At 71.5% G+C, this 15,879-nt stretch carries 14 protein-coding genes; 2 read left to right on the top strand and 12 right to left on the bottom strand.

What is annotated here, in order from left to right; all coding sequences use genetic code 11:
• Positions 1-249: 249 nt before the first annotated feature.
• The 7 genes from ABZY13_RS03185 to ABZY13_RS03155 all read right to left on the bottom strand — a co-directional run bounded on the left by ABZY13_RS03185 (position 250) and on the right by ABZY13_RS03155 (position 7,286).
• Positions 250-633 (bottom strand): hypothetical protein, encoded by a 384-nt coding sequence (locus tag ABZY13_RS03185; protein ID WP_356627123.1) that lies wholly within the window; start codon positions 631-633, stop codon positions 250-252.
• A 59-nt stretch (positions 634-692) separates the two neighbouring features.
• Positions 693-1,532 (bottom strand): shikimate dehydrogenase, encoded by an 840-nt coding sequence (locus ABZY13_RS03180; protein ID WP_356627122.1) that lies wholly within the window; start codon positions 1,530-1,532, stop codon positions 693-695.
• On the bottom strand, positions 1,513-3,222 hold the full coding sequence (mltG, locus tag ABZY13_RS03175) for an endolytic transglycosylase MltG (RefSeq protein ID WP_356627121.1): 1,710 nt from the start codon (positions 3,220-3,222) through the stop codon (positions 1,513-1,515). Before mltG ends, ABZY13_RS03180 begins: the two co-directional genes overlap by 20 nt.
• Before the next feature lie 124 nt (positions 3,223-3,346).
• On the bottom strand, positions 3,347-3,811 hold the full coding sequence (gene ruvX / locus ABZY13_RS03170) for a Holliday junction resolvase RuvX (RefSeq protein ID WP_356627137.1): 465 nt from the start codon (positions 3,809-3,811) through the stop codon (positions 3,347-3,349).
• Between the two features lie 2 nt (positions 3,812-3,813).
• A complete protein-coding gene (gene alaS / locus ABZY13_RS03165; RefSeq protein WP_356627120.1) occupies positions 3,814-6,486 on the bottom strand; it encodes an alanine--tRNA ligase in 2,673 nt (890 codons plus the stop codon).
• Positions 6,486-6,836 (bottom strand): hypothetical protein, encoded by a 351-nt coding sequence (locus ABZY13_RS03160; protein ID WP_356627119.1) that lies wholly within the window; start codon positions 6,834-6,836, stop codon positions 6,486-6,488. Before ABZY13_RS03160 ends, alaS begins: the two co-directional genes overlap by 1 nt.
• Positions 6,837-6,842: 6 nt before the next feature.
• Positions 6,843-7,286: a DUF948 domain-containing protein gene (locus ABZY13_RS03155; RefSeq protein WP_356627118.1), complete on the bottom strand. Its 444-nt coding sequence runs from the start codon at positions 7,284-7,286 to the stop codon at positions 6,843-6,845.
• A gap of 164 nt (positions 7,287-7,450) precedes the next feature.
• Here ABZY13_RS03155 and ABZY13_RS03150 point away from each other — a divergent pair, with 164 nt between their 5' ends.
• Positions 7,451-9,613 (top strand): tetratricopeptide repeat protein, encoded by a 2,163-nt coding sequence (locus ABZY13_RS03150; RefSeq protein ID WP_356627117.1) that lies wholly within the window; start codon positions 7,451-7,453, stop codon positions 9,611-9,613.
• A 31-nt stretch (positions 9,614-9,644) separates the two neighbouring features.
• Here ABZY13_RS03150 and rpsD read toward each other — a convergent pair whose 3' ends face one another.
• The 5 genes from rpsD to ABZY13_RS03125 all read right to left on the bottom strand — a co-directional run bounded on the left by rpsD (position 9,645) and on the right by ABZY13_RS03125 (position 14,809).
• Complete coding sequence (gene rpsD / locus ABZY13_RS03145) at positions 9,645-10,259, bottom strand: 30S ribosomal protein S4 (RefSeq protein WP_356627116.1); 615 nt, start codon at positions 10,257-10,259, stop codon at positions 9,645-9,647.
• A 318-nt stretch (positions 10,260-10,577) separates the two neighbouring features.
• Positions 10,578-11,933 carry a replication-associated recombination protein A gene (locus ABZY13_RS03140; protein ID WP_356627115.1) on the bottom strand — a complete coding sequence of 452 codons (1,356 nt, stop codon included), beginning with the start codon at positions 11,931-11,933 and terminating at the stop codon, positions 10,578-10,580.
• 62 nt (positions 11,934-11,995) lie between these two features.
• Positions 11,996-12,652, bottom strand: a complete 657-nt coding sequence (locus tag ABZY13_RS03135) for a vitamin K epoxide reductase family protein (protein ID WP_356627114.1) — start codon at positions 12,650-12,652, stop codon at positions 11,996-11,998.
• Positions 12,653-12,825: 173 nt separating this feature from the next.
• The gene (gene hisS, locus ABZY13_RS03130) at positions 12,826-14,088 is read right to left on the bottom strand and encodes a histidine--tRNA ligase (protein WP_356627112.1); all 1,263 of its coding nucleotides are present in this window, start codon (positions 14,086-14,088) and stop codon (positions 12,826-12,828) included.
• A gap of 13 nt (positions 14,089-14,101) precedes the next feature.
• Positions 14,102-14,809, bottom strand: coding sequence for an MBL fold metallo-hydrolase (locus ABZY13_RS03125; protein WP_356627111.1), 708 nt, complete (start codon positions 14,807-14,809; stop codon positions 14,102-14,104).
• A 181-nt stretch (positions 14,810-14,990) separates the two neighbouring features.
• Between ABZY13_RS03125 and ABZY13_RS03120 the strand changes: the two genes are divergently transcribed.
• Complete coding sequence (locus tag ABZY13_RS03120; protein ID WP_356627110.1) at positions 14,991-15,812, top strand: peptidylprolyl isomerase; 822 nt, start codon at positions 14,991-14,993, stop codon at positions 15,810-15,812.
• The last annotated feature ends 67 nt before the right edge of the window (positions 15,813-15,879 follow it).

The raw sequence follows: 15,879 nt of genomic DNA, 5'->3' as shown, positions 1-15,879 counted from the left end.
ACACCTGCCGGAAGGCCCTCCAGCGTCGCGACGAGTGCGGGACCGTGGGACTCCCCCGCGGTCAGCCAGCGCAACCTGCTCAACGGTGCTCCTCATGATTCGCGCCCCGGTACTGCCCTTGCGGCACGCCTTCGTCCTCGCGTGCCGTGGTGGCGCGACCGGGGTGCGCGGCCCTGGCCGGCCATCTCCGATCCTCCCATGTCCCCGCGGCTGCCCCGGCCGCTGTTCCATCAGGCGGACGTAGTCGCGTCAGCCCGATCCGTCACGCCGGGCGCTGTGCGGCGCGTAGGCGCCGAGGTAGTCGGCGCCGCTCCCCGGAGCGGGCGCCTGCTGCCGCGCGTAGGCGCCGAGGTGGTCCGCGCCGCTCCCCCGGGCCGGCGCCTGCTGCGGCGCGTAGGGACCGAGGTGGTCGGCGCCGCTCCCCTGCCCGTACTGCGCCGCCGCGTGCACCGGGCGGCCGGAACGGGCCGCCCGGCGCCGGGCGATCCTGCGCTTGATCCTGATCACCCAGGACGCCACGACGGCGAGCACGATCAGCGCCAGTACGGTGATCTGCACCCAGTCCGGCAGAAACCCCAGCACGGCGTCGAAGATCTGCGCCTTGACGGACGCCAGGGACACACCTGTGGACATGAACTACCGCTCCCCCACGGTCACAAGAGAAGATCCGCCCCCTGCGGACCGCAGTGATCCTAGCGTTCCGCCAGCGCCTGCTCGCCAGCTTTCCGCATGGCGTCCACGGGCGCCGGCGTCCGGCCGGTCATCTGCTCGACCTGGAGCACCGCCTGGTGCACCAGCAGGTCGAGACCGCTGACGACGGCGCCACCGTAGGCGGACCAGCGGGCGGCGAGGGTGGTCGGCCACGGCTCGTAGAGCACGTCGAACAGGGTCGCGGGCCGTTCCGGCACCCGGGCGGCGAGCGCGTCGGTGGCCCCGGCCGGGGTCGTCGCGATCACCAGCGGCCGGTGCAGCGCGTCGGCCGCGTCCGCCCAGTCCTCGGTGCGCACCTCGACGTCGAGCCGCTCGCCCCACTGCCGCATCTCGGCGGCGCGCGCCGCGCTGCGCACGTACACCACGACCTCACCGGTGCAGATCCGGGCCAGCGCGGCCAGCGCGGAGGAGGCGGTGGCGCCGGCGCCGAGGACCGCCGCCGAGGCGACCTGCTCGATGCCGTGCTCCCGCAGCGCGGCGACCATGCCGGGGATGTCGGTGTTGTCGCCGAGGCGGCGGCCGTCGTCGGTGAACACCAGTGTGTTGACCGCCTCGACCGAGGCCGCCGTCTCGCTGATTCCGTCCAGCAGCGGGATCACGGCCCGCTTCAGCGGCATGGTCAGCGACAGCCCGGCCCACTCGGGACCGAGCCCCTCCACGAAGCCCGCCAGGGCGTCCTCGTCCACCTCGAACCGGTCGTACGTCCAGCCGGTCAGCCCCAGCTCCGCGTACGCGGCCCGGTGCAGCACCGGGGAGAGGGAGTGGGCGATGGGCGAGCCGAGAACGGCCGCACGGCGGGCGTCAGTTGCCCGTGCTGTCATTGAACTTGTCCTTGAGCTTCAGGAATTCGTCGTGGGTCCGGGCGAATTCTGTCTTGTTCGCTCCGTCGGTCGCCACGAAGTAGAGCCAGCCGTCGCCGGTCGGGTTCAGCGCCGCCTTGAGCGCCTCCGCTCCGGGGTTCCCGATCGGTCCGGGGGGCAGGCCCTTGCGGGTGTACGTGTTGTACGGGTCCCGGTTGCTGTTGATCTCGGACTCGCTGATGTGGATGTTGCTCTCGCCCTTCAGGTAGTTGAAGGTCGAGTCGAACTGGAGCAGCTGGTAGGTCTCGGTGTTGGACGGCTTGAGGCGGTTGTAGACGACCTCCGCCATCTTGCGGAAGTCCTCCTCCGTCTTGCCCTCGGCCTGGACGAGGCTGGCGACCGTGACGACCTGCAGGGGGTTGTCGAGGTCGAGCTCCCGGGCCTTGTCGTCCAGGTCGTACTGCCCGTACTTCTCGTTGGCCTGCGTGACCATCTGCTTCAGGACCGCCTCGGGCTTCATGCCCTTGGCCGCGGGATAGGTGCCCGGGTAGAGGAAGCCCTCCAGCGGGTCCTTGATGTCGCGGTCGCTGTTGGCCCACTCGGGCAGGCCGAGGCTCTTGTACTTCTTCCCGGCGACGTCCCGGGTGGTGCCGTCCTTGAGGCCGAGCCGCTCGTCGATGGCCCGGTACACCGTGATGTTGCGCTGCCCCGGTGTGACCATCACATTGTTCTGGCTCTTGGGGTCGAGCATCAGCTCGACGGCGCTCTCGGCGGACATCTCCTTGTTGAGGAGATAGGCGCCCGCCTGGATGGACTGCCCCTCGGGGTTCTGCGCCTGCGCGGCGACGAACGCGTCGACGCTCTTGACCACGCCCGCCTCCTTGAGCCGCCGGCCGATCTCGTAGCCGAGTGCGCCCTTGGGAATCTGGACGGTGACCTGCTCGCCGTTGCCGTCGCCCGCGTAGTCGGGAGCGCTGCCGAAACGGTCCTGGTAGAACTGGTAGCCGAAGTAGCTCACGCCGGCCAGGCCGCCGCCGAAGACCAGGACGACCACCAGGCAGGCGCAGCCGCTGCGGCTCTTGCGGCTCTTGCCGCCCCGTCCGCGCCGGTCGCCGCGCCCGCTGCGGGTGCTCCGCGCGTCGTCGTCGCCGTCCTCGTCGTCGTCCGCGAAGAACGCGTGCTCGCCCCGGTCGGGGCCGGGATCCCAGTCGCCGCCGGCCCGTTCCGGCTCCGGCTCGGCGCGTCTCCGGGCGGGCGGCTCGGGCGGCGGGTAGGCGTCCGGGGTGCCGTAGAAGTCGGGCTGTTCGCCGGTGTACGCCTCGGACTGCTGGACGTACGGGTCGGCGGGGTCGGCTGCGTAGGGGACGTGCGGCTGCGCGCCGGTGCTCCAGCCCTCCTGCTCCTGGCCGGGCTGCTGGGGGTATGCGGGGTCGAACGGCTGCTGCCCGTGGCCGGGGTGGTAAGGCTGCTGGTCGTACGGCTGCGGGTGCTGCTGCCGGCCCTGGCCGTAGGGGTCCTGCGGGCCTCCCTGGCTCCAGTCGCCGTACTGCGGCTGCTGCGGCTGCTGCTGGTGCGGGTGGTGCTGCGGCTGGCCGCCGTAGGGGGACTGCGGGCCCGTTGCGGCCTGCTGTCCTGCCCATCCGCGGTCCCCGTACAACGGGTCCTCCGGATGCCACGGTTCGGAGCCTGGGCCCCGGCCATACTCAGTCATCGATCCCCTAGAGCCGCGAGGCGGCGGGTGCGCGGCCTGCGAGTCCCGGCTCCCGTCCCGCCTCTTGCTGTGCGCCGGCTGTTTCGAACGCCGCCGCATCGCGCGGAACGTTACCGTATCGCGATCAGATGACCACTTCGACGCCCTCGCCCGGCGCTGTACCTGACACCCGTTCGGATTCCAGGGCCTGCTGCAGAATGATCACCGCCGCGGCCTGGTCGATCACGGAACGGCCCTTCCTGGACTTCACGCCGGATGCGCGCAGCCCCTGGGTGGCCGTGACCGTCGTCATGCGCTCATCGACGAGTCTGACCGGAACGGGCGCGATCATGCGTGCGAGTTCTCCCGCGAAGGCGCGGACCTTGACCGCGGCCGGGCCCTCACCCCCCTTGAGGGAGCGAGGGAGACCGACGACGACCTCGATCGGCTCGTACTCCTCGACGAGCTGCCCCAGCCGGCGGTGGGCCGCGGGGACGTCCCGGCCCGGGACCGTCTCCACCGGGGTGGCGAGAATCCCGTCGGGGTCGCACGAGGCGACCCCGATCCGGGCGTCGCCGACGTCGATCGCGAGCCGGCGTCCTCGGCGCATCGTCACTGGGCCGTTTCCGCCACGAGGCGTTCGACGGCGTCGACGGCGTCGCCGATGGCGGCCGGGTTCTGGCCGCCGCCCTGGGCGACGTCCGGCTTGCCGCCACCGCCGCCGCCGAGGGTCTTGGCGGCCGTACGGACCAGGTCGCCGGCCTTGAGGCCGCGCTCGCGGGCGGCCTCGTTGGTGGCGATGACCGTCAGCGGCTTGCCGTTCACCGTGGTGAACAGAGCCACGACGGCGGCCCGCCCGCCCTGGATGCGGCCGCGCACGTCGAGGACCAGCTTGCGCAGGTCGTCGGCGGTGGTGCCGTCCGGGACCTGACCGGTGACCAGGGCGACGCCCCGGACGTCCTTGGCGGACTCGGCGAGGCCGGCGGCGGCCTGGAGCACCTTCTCGGCGCGGAACTTCTCGATCTCCTTCTCGGCGTCCTTGAGCTTGCCGAGCATGGCGGAGACCTTCTCCGGCAGCTCCTCCGGACGGCCCTTGAGCAGCTCGGTCAGCTGGTTGACGACCGTGTGCTCGCGGGCGAGGAAGTGGTAGGCGTCGACGCCGACGAGGGCCTCGATACGGCGCACGCCGGAGCCGATGGAGGACTCGCCGAGCAGCTTCACCAGGCCGAGCTGGGCGGTGTTGTGCACATGGGTGCCGCCGCACAGCTCCTTGGAGAAGTCGCCGATGGTCACCACGCGGACCCGCTCGCCGTACTTCTCGCCGAACTCGGCGATGGCGCCCTGCTTGCGGGCCTCGTCGATGCCCATGACGTCGGCGCGGACGTCGAGGTCGCGGGCGAGCACCTCGTTGATCTTCTGCTCGACGTCGGTCATCACGGCCGTCGGAACGGCGGACGGCGAGCCGAAGTCGAAGCGGAAGCGGCCGGGCTGGTTCTCGGAGCCGGCCTGGGCGGCCGTGGGGCCGAGAGCGTCGCGCAGGGCCTGGTGGGTGAGGTGGGTGGCCGAGTGGGCGCGGGCGATGGCCTTGCGGCGGCGGGCGTCGATGGATGCCTGGGCGCGGGCGCCGACGGTCACCTCGCCGACCTGGACGACGCCCTTGTGGACGTAGACGCCCGGCACCGGCTTCTGGCAGTCGCGGACCTCGATGACGGCGCCGGAGTCGGCCCTGATCCGGCCGGTGTCGCCGATCTGGCCGCCGCCCTCGGCGTAGAACGGCGTCCGGTCCAGCACGATCTCGACCTCGTCGCCCTCGGTGGCGGCCGGCGAGGAGACGCCGTCCACGAGGATGCCGACGATGGTCGACTCGCCCTCGGTGTCGGTGTAGCCGATGAACTCGGTCTCCCCGGCCAGGTCGGCGATCTCCCGGTAGGCGCCCATGTCGGCGTGGCCGGTCTTCTTGGCCTGGGCGTCGGCCTTGGCGCGCTCGCGTTGCTCCTTCATCAGGCGCCGGAAGCCGTCCTCGTCCACGGACAGCCCCTGCTCGGCGGCCATCTCCAGGGTGAGGTCGATCGGGAAGCCCCAGGTGTCGTGGAGCAGGAAGGCCTTGTCGCCGGGCAGGACGCTGCCGCCGGCGGCCTTGGTCTCGGACACGGCGGTGTCGAGGATGTTGGTGCCGGCCTTCAGCGTCTTGAGGAAGGCGTTCTCCTCGGCGAGGGCGACCTTCTCGATGCGCTCGCGGTCGGTGATCAGCTCCGGGTACTGCTGCCCCATCATGCCGATCACGGTGTCGACCAGGTCCTTGACGACCGGGCCGGTGGCGCCGAGCAGGCGCATGTTGCGGATGGCGCGGCGCATGATCCGGCGCAGCACGTAGCCGCGGCCCTCGTTGCCCGGGGTGACGCCGTCGCCGATGAGCATCACGGCGGTGCGCATGTGGTCGGTGACCACGCGCAGGGAGACGTCGGAGGAGTGGGCGTCGCCGTAGCGGACGCCGGTCAGCTCGGTGGCCTTGTCGATGACGGCCATGGACGTGTCGATCTCGTACATGTTCTGCACGCCCTGCAGAATCATGGCGAGCCGCTCGAGGCCGAGGCCGGTGTCGATGTTCTTGCTCGGCAGGTCCCCGAGGATCTCGAAGTTGTCCTTGCCGATGCCCTGGCCCCGCTCGTACTGCATGAAGACGAGGTTCCAGATCTCCACGTACCGCTCGTCGTTGACGGCGGGGCCGCCCTCGGCGCCGAACTCGGGGCCGCGGTCGTAGTTGATCTCGGAGCAGGGGCCGCACGGTCCGGGCACGCCCATGGACCAGAAGTTGTCCTTCATGCCCAGGCGCTGGATGCGCTCCTTGGGCACGCCGACGACCTCGTGCCAGATCTGCTCGGCCTCGTCGTCGTCCTTGTAGACGGTGATCCACAGGCGCTCGGGGTCGAGGCCGTAACCGCCCTTGTCCTGAGGGCTGGTGAGCAGCTCCCAGGCGAGCTTGATGGCGCCTTCCTTGAAGTAGTCGCCGAAGGAGAAGTTGCCGCACATCTGGAAGAAGGTGCCGTGCCGGGTGGTCTTGCCGACCTCTTCGATGTCCGGCGTGCGCACGCACTTCTGCACGCTGGTGGCGCGGTCGAAGGGCGGCTTGACCTCGCCCAGGAAGTAGGGCTTGAAGGGCACCATGCCGGCCGGGACGAGCAGCAGAGTCGGGTCGTCCGCGATGAGCGACGCCGAAGGGACGACGGTGTGCCCGCGCTCCTCGAAGAAGCTCAGCCAGCGACGGCGGATCTCAGCCGACTCCATCAGTGGTCCTCATTCCGGTTGTACGAGTACGTCGTGGTCTCGACGTACTTGGGGTCGTTGCGGTTCTCGATGACGGCGAACCCCGCGGGCGGCGGGAGCTCCCGGTCGACGGGCGCGTTCAGGCCGAGCGCCTCGCCGAGTTCGGCCTCCCGCCGGGCCATGTTGTCGCGGACCTCCAGGGCGAAGCCGACCGCGCGGTCCTTGACCCGGTGGCCTGCCTCGAGCGCCTTGGTCGCGGCCGTGGCGGCGAGACTCTCCGGCGTCAGCTGCCTCAGCTTGCGATTGACCTTGGTCGTGGCCCAGACGCCGGCGGCGACGCCGGTGGAGAACCAGAAGGTGCGGCGGAACATCTCGGCTCAGTCCTTCTTCCCACGGAGGTTCCGCTTCTCCCGCCGGGTGGCCGGCACGGTGCGGCCCACGATCACGGTACGCCGGGAGTCCTCGGCGGGCACGTCGTCCTTGCGGCCGAGGGCCCGCCGCACTCCGTAGCCGAAGGCCGCGACCTTGACGAGGGGGCCGCCGAACGTGGAGGCGACGGTCGTCGAGAGCGCGGAGGCGTTCGAGGCGACCTCCTGGACGTCGGAGGCGATGGCGTCGACCCGGTCGATCTGGGTCTGCGCCGCGCGCACCGCCTGGGAGGCGTCCGCCAGCAGCGGGACGGCCTGGTCGGTCACGTCCGCCACCAGCTTGGTGGTCGCCCTGAGCGTCTGGGCCAGCCTCGCCAGGGCCACCGCGAGGAAGGAGACCAGGATCGCCCAGAAGACGGCCACCAGAATCCCGGCCACCTCTCCACCGGACACCGCGCACCCGCTCCCTGAGAACGTGCCTCTGCATCGAAAAAGTCGTGCACCGAGCCTATCGCGCCGGGGCTGGGGCTCCGTACCGGATTACCTCGCCGCGCCAGGCCCCCGGACCGTCCGCGCGATTGTACGGAGCGATGACGATTCACTACGCTCCGTATCCCATGCGAGACCCTGAGCCCGCCGGTACTCCCCTGCCCGGCAATCTCCCGCTCGAACTGGACGCCTTCGTCGGACGCGCCGCCGAACTCGCGGCGCTGGCCCGGGCGCTCGACACCGCCCGGCTGGTGACCGTGACCGGCGCCGGCGGCGTCGGCAAGTCGCGGCTGGCCGCCCGCGCGGCCGCGCGGGCCGCGCCGCCCGACGGGGTGTGGCGGGTGGACCTGTCGCCGGTGCGCGACGCGACGTTGCTGGACTACGCGGTCGTGGAGGCCCTGGCCCTGACCGACCACACCACGCGAGCGCCCCGCGACACCCTGCTCGGCCACGTCCGCGACCGCCGGCTCCTGCTGCTGCTCGACGGGGTGGAACATCTGGTGGACGCGTGCGCGGAGCTGGTGTCCGAACTGCTGCGGCACGCGCCGGGGCTCACGGTGCTCGCGGTGGGCCGCCGGCCGTTGGACGTCACCGGCGAGCGGCTGTTCCCGCTGGCCCCGCTGGAGGAGGACGAGGCGGCCCGGCTGTTCGCGGAGCGCGCCGCGCAGCAGGGGGCGCCGCCCGCCGACGAGGCGGCGGTACGGGAGCTGTGCCGGCGCCTGGACGGCATTCCGCTGGCGATCGAGCTGGCCGCGGGGCGGCTGCGGGCACTGTCCTGCGAGCAGTTGCTGGCCCGGCTGGACGACCGGTTCCGGTTGCTGGGCAGGTCCAGCCGCGAGGCGCCGGCGCGCCACCGGACGCTGCGCACGGCGATCGGCTGGAGCCATGAGCTGTGCGCCCCCGAGGAGCGGCTGCTGTGGGCGCGGCTGTCGGTGTTCGCCGGGCCGTTCGACCTGGAGGCCGTGGAGTACGTGTGCAGCGGGGACGGGCTGCCCGCCGACGACGTCCTCGACGTGCTGTCGGAGCTGATCGCGCAGTCCGTGGTCGTACGGGAGGACGCCCCGTCGGGGCCGCGCTACCGGATGCTGGACACGATCCGGGCGTACGGCGGCGACTGGCTGGAGGCGAGCGGGGACGCGGCCCGGCTGCGGCGGCGGCACCGCGACTGGTACCTGGGCCTGGCGACCTGGTGCGAGCTGGAGTGGTTCTCGCCGCGCCAGGCGCAGGCGGCCGGGCGGATCGCGGCGGAGCTGCCGAATCTGCGGGCCGCGCTGGAGTTCTGTCTGACCGAGCGGGGCGAGACGCATCTGGGCCAGTACCTGGCGGGCACCCTGTGGTTCTACTGGGCCGGCTGCGGGCGGCTCGCCGAGGGGCGGCACTGGCTGGAGCGCGGCCTGGAACTCGGCTCGGACAACGAGAAGTCGCGGCTGAAGGCGCTGTGGGTGCTCGGCTATGTGGCGATCCTCCAGGGCGACGCGGCGCCGGCGCTCGCGGCGCTCCAGGAGTGCCGCCGGCGGGCGGAGCGGGCGGGCAGCGCGGTGGCGGTGGCGTACGCCGAGCACCGCACGGGCTGTCTGGCACTGGTCACGGACGACATGGCCCGGGCTCGGACGCTGCTGCGCTCGGCGCTGGCGCGCTACCGGGAGATCGGCGAGCTGAACAGCAATGTGCTGATGGCGCAGGTGGAGCTGGCGATGACGCGGGCGTTCCAGGGTGATCTGCCGGAGGCGGTGCGCCTGTGCGAGGACGTGCGCCGGGTGTGCGAGGACCACGGCGAGCGGTGGGCCCGCGGCTACGCCCTGTACGTGCTGGCGTACGCGGCCTGGACCGAGGGCGACCCCGGCCGGGCGCGGGAGTTGCTCCGGGACTGTCTGGCGGGCGCCGACGCCTTCCACGACCTGCTCGGGCAGGTGCTGTCGATCGAGTTGCTGGCGTTGGTGACCACGGCGGACGGCGATCCGGGCGAGGCCGCGGTGCTGCAGGGGGCGGCGGCGCGGATGTGGCCGTCGGTGGGGCTGCCGCTGTTCGGCTCGGCGTACTTCTCGACGCCGCACCGGCTGTGCGAGGCCGAGGCGCGCCGGCGGCTGGGCGACGAGCGGTACGAGGAGTGCGTGCGGGCCGGCGGGCGGCTGGACCGCGCGGAGGCCGTGGGCCGGGCGCTGGGCGGGGCGGCCCGGGGCGCGGCGGCGCTGCCGGGACCGCGCGGGCCGGTGCCGCCGGGTCCGCCCGGCACGGACACGCGAGAGCCCGCCGCCTCCCCCACCCGGCAGGGCGGGGAGACGACGGGCTGAGGCACCGCTGGGTACCGCGCCTGCCGAGGGATCAGCGGGCGTAGTACTCGACGACGAGCTGCTCGTCGCAGATCACCGGGATCTCCTTGCGGTTCGGCTCGCGGTCCAGGCGGAACGCCAGGGCCTTGAGGTTCACCTGGAGGTAGCGCGGGATCTCGCCGTCGGGGGCGAAGCCGCCCTCGCGGGCGACCTGGAACAGCGGCTTCTCACGGCTGCGCTCGCGCACCATCACGACGTCGTCCGGGCGGACGCGGAAGGACGGCTTGTCGACCTTCTGGCCGTTGACCTCGATGTGGCCGTGGACGACCATCTGGCGGGCCTGGTAGATCGTGCGGGCGATGCCCGAACGCAGGACCAGGGCGTCGAGACGACGCTCCAGCTCGATGATCAGGGCCTCGCCGGTCTTGCCCTGGACCTTGGAGGCACGCTCGTAGGCGCGGACGAGCTGGCGCTCGGACACGTCGTACTGCGCGCGCAGGCGCTGCTTCTCGAGCAGACGGACCTTGTAGTCCGAGTTCTGCTTGCGGCCGCGGCCGTGCTCACCCGGCGGGTAGGGACGGGCCTCGAAGTACTTGACGGCCTTCGGGGTCAGCGCGATGCCGAGGGCACGCGACTTCTTGACCTTGGGGCGGGACTGGTTCGCCACTGTCTTTGTCTCTCTGTCTGTTTACGGCTTCACCAGGGTTACGGGAGGTCGCAATCCGCAGCCGGGGAAACCCTGCGGGTCCGTCACCGGACTCGCCGGGCAGCCGCTCCCCTGATCTGGGCACATACGTGCAGCACGCGAGTGGCCCACCGACCGCTCCGGGACTCCGGGTGGTGGTGGGCTGCCCGCGACACCGTTCGACGGTGCGCGACGCTCCTGGAGGCCTGGCGGACCAGGGCTCCGGCTGGATGTCCCGCTCTGGTGAGCCGACCGGGGCCGGACACGGGACGCAGCGCTTCGAGGAAGTTTACAGGGTGCTCAGGAGGGCTTGCGACCGAGGTGCTTGCGGGTCCACTCGACCGCGTCCGCGTAGCGGGCCTCGGCGCCGTGCCGGGTGGGCGCGTAGTACTCCCGGTCCTTGAGGGCGTCGGGGGCGTACTGCTGGGCGGCGATGCCCTCGGGCAGGTCGTGCGGGTAGACGTACCCCTGGGCGTGGCCCAGTTCGGCGGCGCCCTTGTAGTGGCCGTCGCGCAGATGGGGCGGGACGGGGCCGGCCAGTCCCTTGCGCACGTCGTCCAGGGCGGCGCCGATCGCGGTGGTGGCGGCGTTGGACTTGGGGGCCAGGGCGAGGGCGATGGTGGCGTGGCTGAGGGTGAGAGCGGCCTCCGGGAAGCCGATCATGGCGACGGCCTGGGCGGCGGCGACCGCGATGGGCAGGGCGTTGGGGTCGGCGAGGCCGACGTCCTCGCTGGCGGAGATCATCAGCCGGCGCGCGATGAAGCGGGGGTCTTCCCCGGCCTCGATCATCCGGGCCAGGTAGTGCAGGGCGGCGTCGACGTCGGAGCCGCGGATGGACTTGATCAGGGCGCTGGCGACGTCGTAGTGCTGGTCGCCGTCGCGGTCGTACTTCACCGCCGCGCGGTCGACGGTCTCTTCCAGCGTGCTCAGGGCGATCGCGCTCTCGCCCTTGTCGAGGGCGGCCCCGGCGGCGGCCTCCAACGCGGTCAGGGCGCGACGGGCGTCCCCGCCGGCGATGCGCAGCAGGTGGTCCTCGGTGTCGTCGGGGAGGGCGACGGCGGCTCCCAGGCCGCGTTCGTCGGCGAGGGCGCGGCGGATCAGGCCGCGCAGGTCGTCGTCGGTGAGCGGTTCGAGGGTGAGCAGGAGGGAACGGGAGAGCAGCGGGGAGATCACTGAGAAGTACGGGTTCTCGGTGGTGGCGGCGATCAGGGTCACCCAGCGGTTCTCGACGGCGGGCAGCAGGGAGTCCTGCTGGGCCTTGCTGAAGCGGTGGATCTCGTCCAGGAAGAGGACGGTCTCCTTGCCGTAGCCGCCGGTGGCGCGGCGGGCGCCGTCGATGACCGCGCGGACCTCCTTGACGCCGGCGGTGATCGCGGACAGCTCCACGAAGCGCTTGTTGGTGGCCTTGGAGACGACGTAGGCGAGGGTGGTCTTGCCGGTGCCGGGCGGACCCCACAGGATCACGGAGGACGGGCCGGCCGGTCCCCCGGCGCCTTCTCCGACGAGCCGGCGCAGGGGCGAGCCGGGCTTGAGCAGGTGCTGCTGTCCCACCACCTCGTCCAGCGTGCGCGGGCGCATCCGCACCGCCAGGGGGCTGCTGGTCGGGTCCTTCTCCTGGCGGTCTTCGGCGGCGGCGGTGAAAAGGTCGGGCTCCACGCTTGAAACCCTAGAGCACGGCACCGACAACGCCGCCGGCCCCCGGACCGGGTCCGGGAGCGTCAGGCCCAGAGCTTGGAGCCCCAGCGGGTCAGGATCAGCATGGCGATGACGCCGACGTGGGTGACCGGCAGGACCCAGCTGAACTCGCCGAAGAAGCCCTTGAGCCAGGTCGGCGCGGGCAGCAGGTCATTGCGCACGTTGAACGAGGTCAGGTACCAGAACATGAAGATCGTGGCGACCCAGGCCAGTGAGCACCACAGGCACAGGGCGTTGATCCGGTACAGCGACTGGAACATCAGCCAGGTGCAGAACAGGACGCCGAAGAGGGCGCCGGCGTTGAAGGTGAGCCAGTACCAGCGCGGGAAGCGGGCGTTCGCGAGCAGGCCGACGCCCACGCAGATCACGATGCCGTAGGTGACGAGGCCCAGCATCGGGTTGGGGAAGCCGAAGACGGACGCCTGGTCGCTCTCCATCACGCTGCCGCAGGAGACGATCGGGTTCAGGCTGCAGCTCGGCGTGAACGTCTTGCCCTCGGCCTTGGCCTCCAGGATCTTGAACTTGTCGATCGTGATGACCCACGCGGCGAGCAGTCCCGCCGCGCCGGTGATCACCAGCAGCAGGGCGAAGGCCCGGCCCGCGCCGACCGTCCGCGCCCCGGGGGCGGCACGCTGCGGCTCCGGGGCGGTGGAGACGTCCTTCACTGTCGTCTTGCTCATCACGCCGATCCGTCACTCGAGGGGGGCTGCTTCCGGCAGGGGCCATTGTGCCGCACGCACACCCGTCGTCACCGTTCACTGCGCATAAAGGGGCAGGGATCGCCGCACGGATTCGGACACACCGGAGGGCGCCGAATGCCCGTACGGACAACCGGCGCCCTCCGGTACGACGATCAGCCCAGCCGGGACTCGAGTTCGGCGACGATCTCGTTGACGCCGAACGCCGTCTGATCGCCCGACTCCATGTCCTTGAGCTGGACGACGCCCTCGGCGAGGTCGCGTTCGCCGAGCACGAGGGCGTAGCGGGCGCCGGAGCGGTTGGCGGCCTTCATCGCCGCCTTCAGGCCCTTGCCGCCGTAGGAGAAGTCGGCGGCGATGCCGTTCTTGCGCAGCTCGGTGACCTTCGCGAACAGCACCCGGCGGGCCTCCTCGCCCAGCGGGACCGCGAACACGCTGGTCGTGGGCGCCAGTTGGAGCTCGACGCCCTCCGCCTCCAGGGCGAGCACCGTGCGGTCGACGCCGAGGGCCCAGCCGACCGACGGCAGGGCGGGGCCGCCGATCATCTCGGAGAGGCCGTCGTACCGGCCGCCGCCGCCGACCGCGGACTGCGAGCCGAGGCCGTCGTGGACGAACTCGAAGGTGGTGCGGGTGTAGTAGTCCAGACCGCGCACCAGCTTGGGGTCGTCCTCGAAGGCGACGCCCGCGGCCGTGATCAGCTCGCGGACCTCCTCGTGGTACGCCTTGCAGGCGTCGCACAGGTAGTCGCGCAGCAGCGGGGCGTCGGTGAGCTGCTTCTGGACGTCGGGGCGCTTGTCGTCGAGGACGCGCAGCGGGTTGATGTCGGCCCGGCGCAGGGTCTCCTCGTCGAGGTCGAGGCCGCGCAGGAAGTTCTGCAGCGCCTCCCGGTACACCGGGCGGCACTCCTTGTCGCCCAGGGAGTTGAGCAGGATGCGGAACCGGCTCAGCCCCAGCGAGCGGTACGCCTGGTCGGCGAGGATGATCAGCTCGGCGTCCAGGGCCGGGTCCTCCGCGCCGATCGCCTCGGCGCCGACCTGCGAGAAGTGGCGGTAGCGGCCCTTCTGCGGGCGCTCGTAACGGTAGTAGGAGCCCGAGTACCAGAGCTTGACGGGGAGGTTGCCCGCCTTGTGCAGGTTGGCCTCCAGCGCGGCGCGCAGCACGGACGCGGTGCCCTCGGGGCGCAGCGCCAGCCGGTCGCCGCCCTTGGTCTCGAAGGCGTACATCTCCTTGGTGACGATGTCGGTGGACTCGCCGACGCCGCGCGCGAACAGCTCGACGTTCTCGAAGCCGGGCGTCTCGACGTAGCCGTAGCCGGAGCTGCGCAGGGGGGCGGCGATGGCCTCGCGGACGGCGAGGTACTTGGCGCTGTCCGGCGGGATCAGGTCGTACGTGCCCTTGGGGGCCTTGAAGGTGCTCACGGAAGGTCTCTCGTCACATTCCTCGTCGGGGAGCCGGGGATGCTCCCTGGCCGGCCGCCACCTGCCGCAGATAGGGGTTGGTGGCGCGCTCCTGGCCGATGGTCGTCTGGGGGCCGTGGCCGGACAGCACCACGGTCGAGTCGTCGAGCGGCAGGCACACGCGGGCCAGCGAGTCGAGCATCTCGGCCATGTCGCCGCCGGGCAGGTCGGTGCGTCCGATGGAGCCGGCGAACAGCAGGTCGCCCGAGAAGAACACCGGCGGGATGTCGCCGGCCTCGGGCATCCGGAAGGTCACCGACCCCTTGGTATGGCCCGGCGCGTGCGCGACGGAGAACTCCAGGCCGGCCAGCTCCAGCCGCGCCCCGTCGGTCAGCTCCCGGACGTCGTCCGGCTCCCCGACCGTCAGCTCGCCCATCAGCGGCATGCCGATGGAACGCCCCAGGGCCTTCTCGGGGTCGCTCATCATGTAGCGGTCGGACGGGTGGATCCAGGCGGGCACGTCGTGCGCGCCGCACACCGGGACGACCGAGGCGACGTGGTCGATGTGGCCGTGGGTGAGGACGACGGCGACGGGCTTGAGCCGATGCTTGCGGACCGCTTCCTCGACGCCGGGGGCGGCCTGGTGGCCGGGGTCGATGATCACGCACTCCTCACCGGCGGCGGGGGCGACGAGATAACAGTTCGTCCCCCAGGCCCCGGCGGGGAACCCGGCAATGAGCACGATCGTCCTTCGTTGTGTCGGTTCGGGCGGAATCACGGGCCGGCTGCGCCCGCGTTCAGAGCCTACCGGCGCTGCCGTTTCCTCAGCGAACCCATATACGGTACGGGGCACACGCACGCGATCGGCCCACTGGGGCGCACGCGTAACCGTCGACGTCCGAGACGCATGAGGAGTAAACCCGGTGGTCACCCAGGAACAGCGGCGGCGTCAGCTCGCCCGGGAGAAGTTCTTGCGGCAGCAGCAGCGGCGTACGGCCGCCAGGCGAAAGGCCCGCGCGCGCAACGCGGCCATCGCCTCGGCGCTCGGCGTGGTCCTCATCGGCAGCCTTGCGCTGTACACGACCGGGGTCATGAAGGGCGACGACGACAAGACGAACGCGGGCGCCGAGGTCACGCCGAGCGCGTCGCCGACCAAGAAGGCTCCGGACCCGTGCGAGAAGCCGGCCGCGGGCAAGGTCGAGAAGATGACCTGGAAGAAGGAGCCAAAGCTCACGATCGACAAGTCGGCGAAGTACACGATGAAGCTCGCGACGACCTGCGGCGACATCGACGTCGACCTGAAGGCGTCCGCCGCCCCGCACACGGTCAACTCGTTCGGTTTCCTCGCCGGCAAGGGCTACTTCGACCACACCAAGTGCCACCGGCTCACCACCAACGGCATCTACGTGCTCCAGTGCGGCGACCCGACGGGCAGCGGCAGCGGCGGTCCGGGGTACACGATTCCCGACGAGAATCTGAAGGACAAGAGCCTCAAGGACAACGTCTATCCGGCGGGGACGGTCGCGATGGCCAACACCGGCCAGCCGGACTCCGGCGGCAGCCAGTTCTTCCTCGTCTACCAGGACAGCCAGCTGCCGCCCAGCTACACCCCGTTCGGTACGGTCTCGGAGTCGGGCATGAAGGTGCTGAAGAAGATCGCCGACGCCGGCGAGAGCACCGGAGCCGGTGACGGGGCCCCGAACGCGACCGTCGTGATCAACAAGATGACGGTCACCGAATCCTGACCCCCAACTGCGGAACTTCGGTCGCGCGGGATGCGGACAGGCCGCCCGCCGGTCGCCTATGTTGGCC

Source organism: Streptomyces sp. NPDC006610 (genome assembly GCF_040611575.1).
Lineage (GTDB): Bacteria > Actinomycetota > Actinomycetes > Streptomycetales > Streptomycetaceae > Streptomyces.
The sequence above is the reverse complement of the archived record's forward strand: the minus strand, read 5'-3'. Positions and strand labels throughout refer to the sequence as shown.

What these genes read in the sequence shown, in the direction of transcription:
- alaS (WP_356627120.1), bottom strand. Translation starts at nt 6,486, where the DNA reads ATGGAGTCGGCTGAGATCCGCCGTCGCTGGCTGAGCTTCTTCGAGGAG.
- ABZY13_RS03185 (WP_356627123.1), bottom strand. Translation starts at nt 633, where the DNA reads ATGTCCACAGGTGTGTCCCTGGCGTCCGTCAAGGCGCAGATCTTCGAC.
- ABZY13_RS03180 (WP_356627122.1), bottom strand. Translation starts at nt 1,532, where the DNA reads ATGACAGCACGGGCAACTGACGCCCGCCGTGCGGCCGTTCTCGGCTCG.
- ABZY13_RS03160 (WP_356627119.1), bottom strand. Translation starts at nt 6,836, where the DNA reads ATGTTCCGCCGCACCTTCTGGTTCTCCACCGGCGTCGCCGCCGGCGTC.
- mltG (WP_356627121.1), bottom strand. Translation starts at nt 3,222, where the DNA reads ATGACTGAGTATGGCCGGGGCCCAGGCTCCGAACCGTGGCATCCGGAG.
- ruvX (WP_356627137.1), bottom strand. Translation starts at nt 3,811, where the DNA reads ATGCGCCGAGGACGCCGGCTCGCGATCGACGTCGGCGACGCCCGGATC.
- ABZY13_RS03150 (WP_356627117.1), top strand. Translation starts at nt 7,451, where the DNA reads ATGCGAGACCCTGAGCCCGCCGGTACTCCCCTGCCCGGCAATCTCCCG.
- ABZY13_RS03135 (WP_356627114.1), bottom strand. Translation starts at nt 12,652, where the DNA reads ATGAGCAAGACGACAGTGAAGGACGTCTCCACCGCCCCGGAGCCGCAG.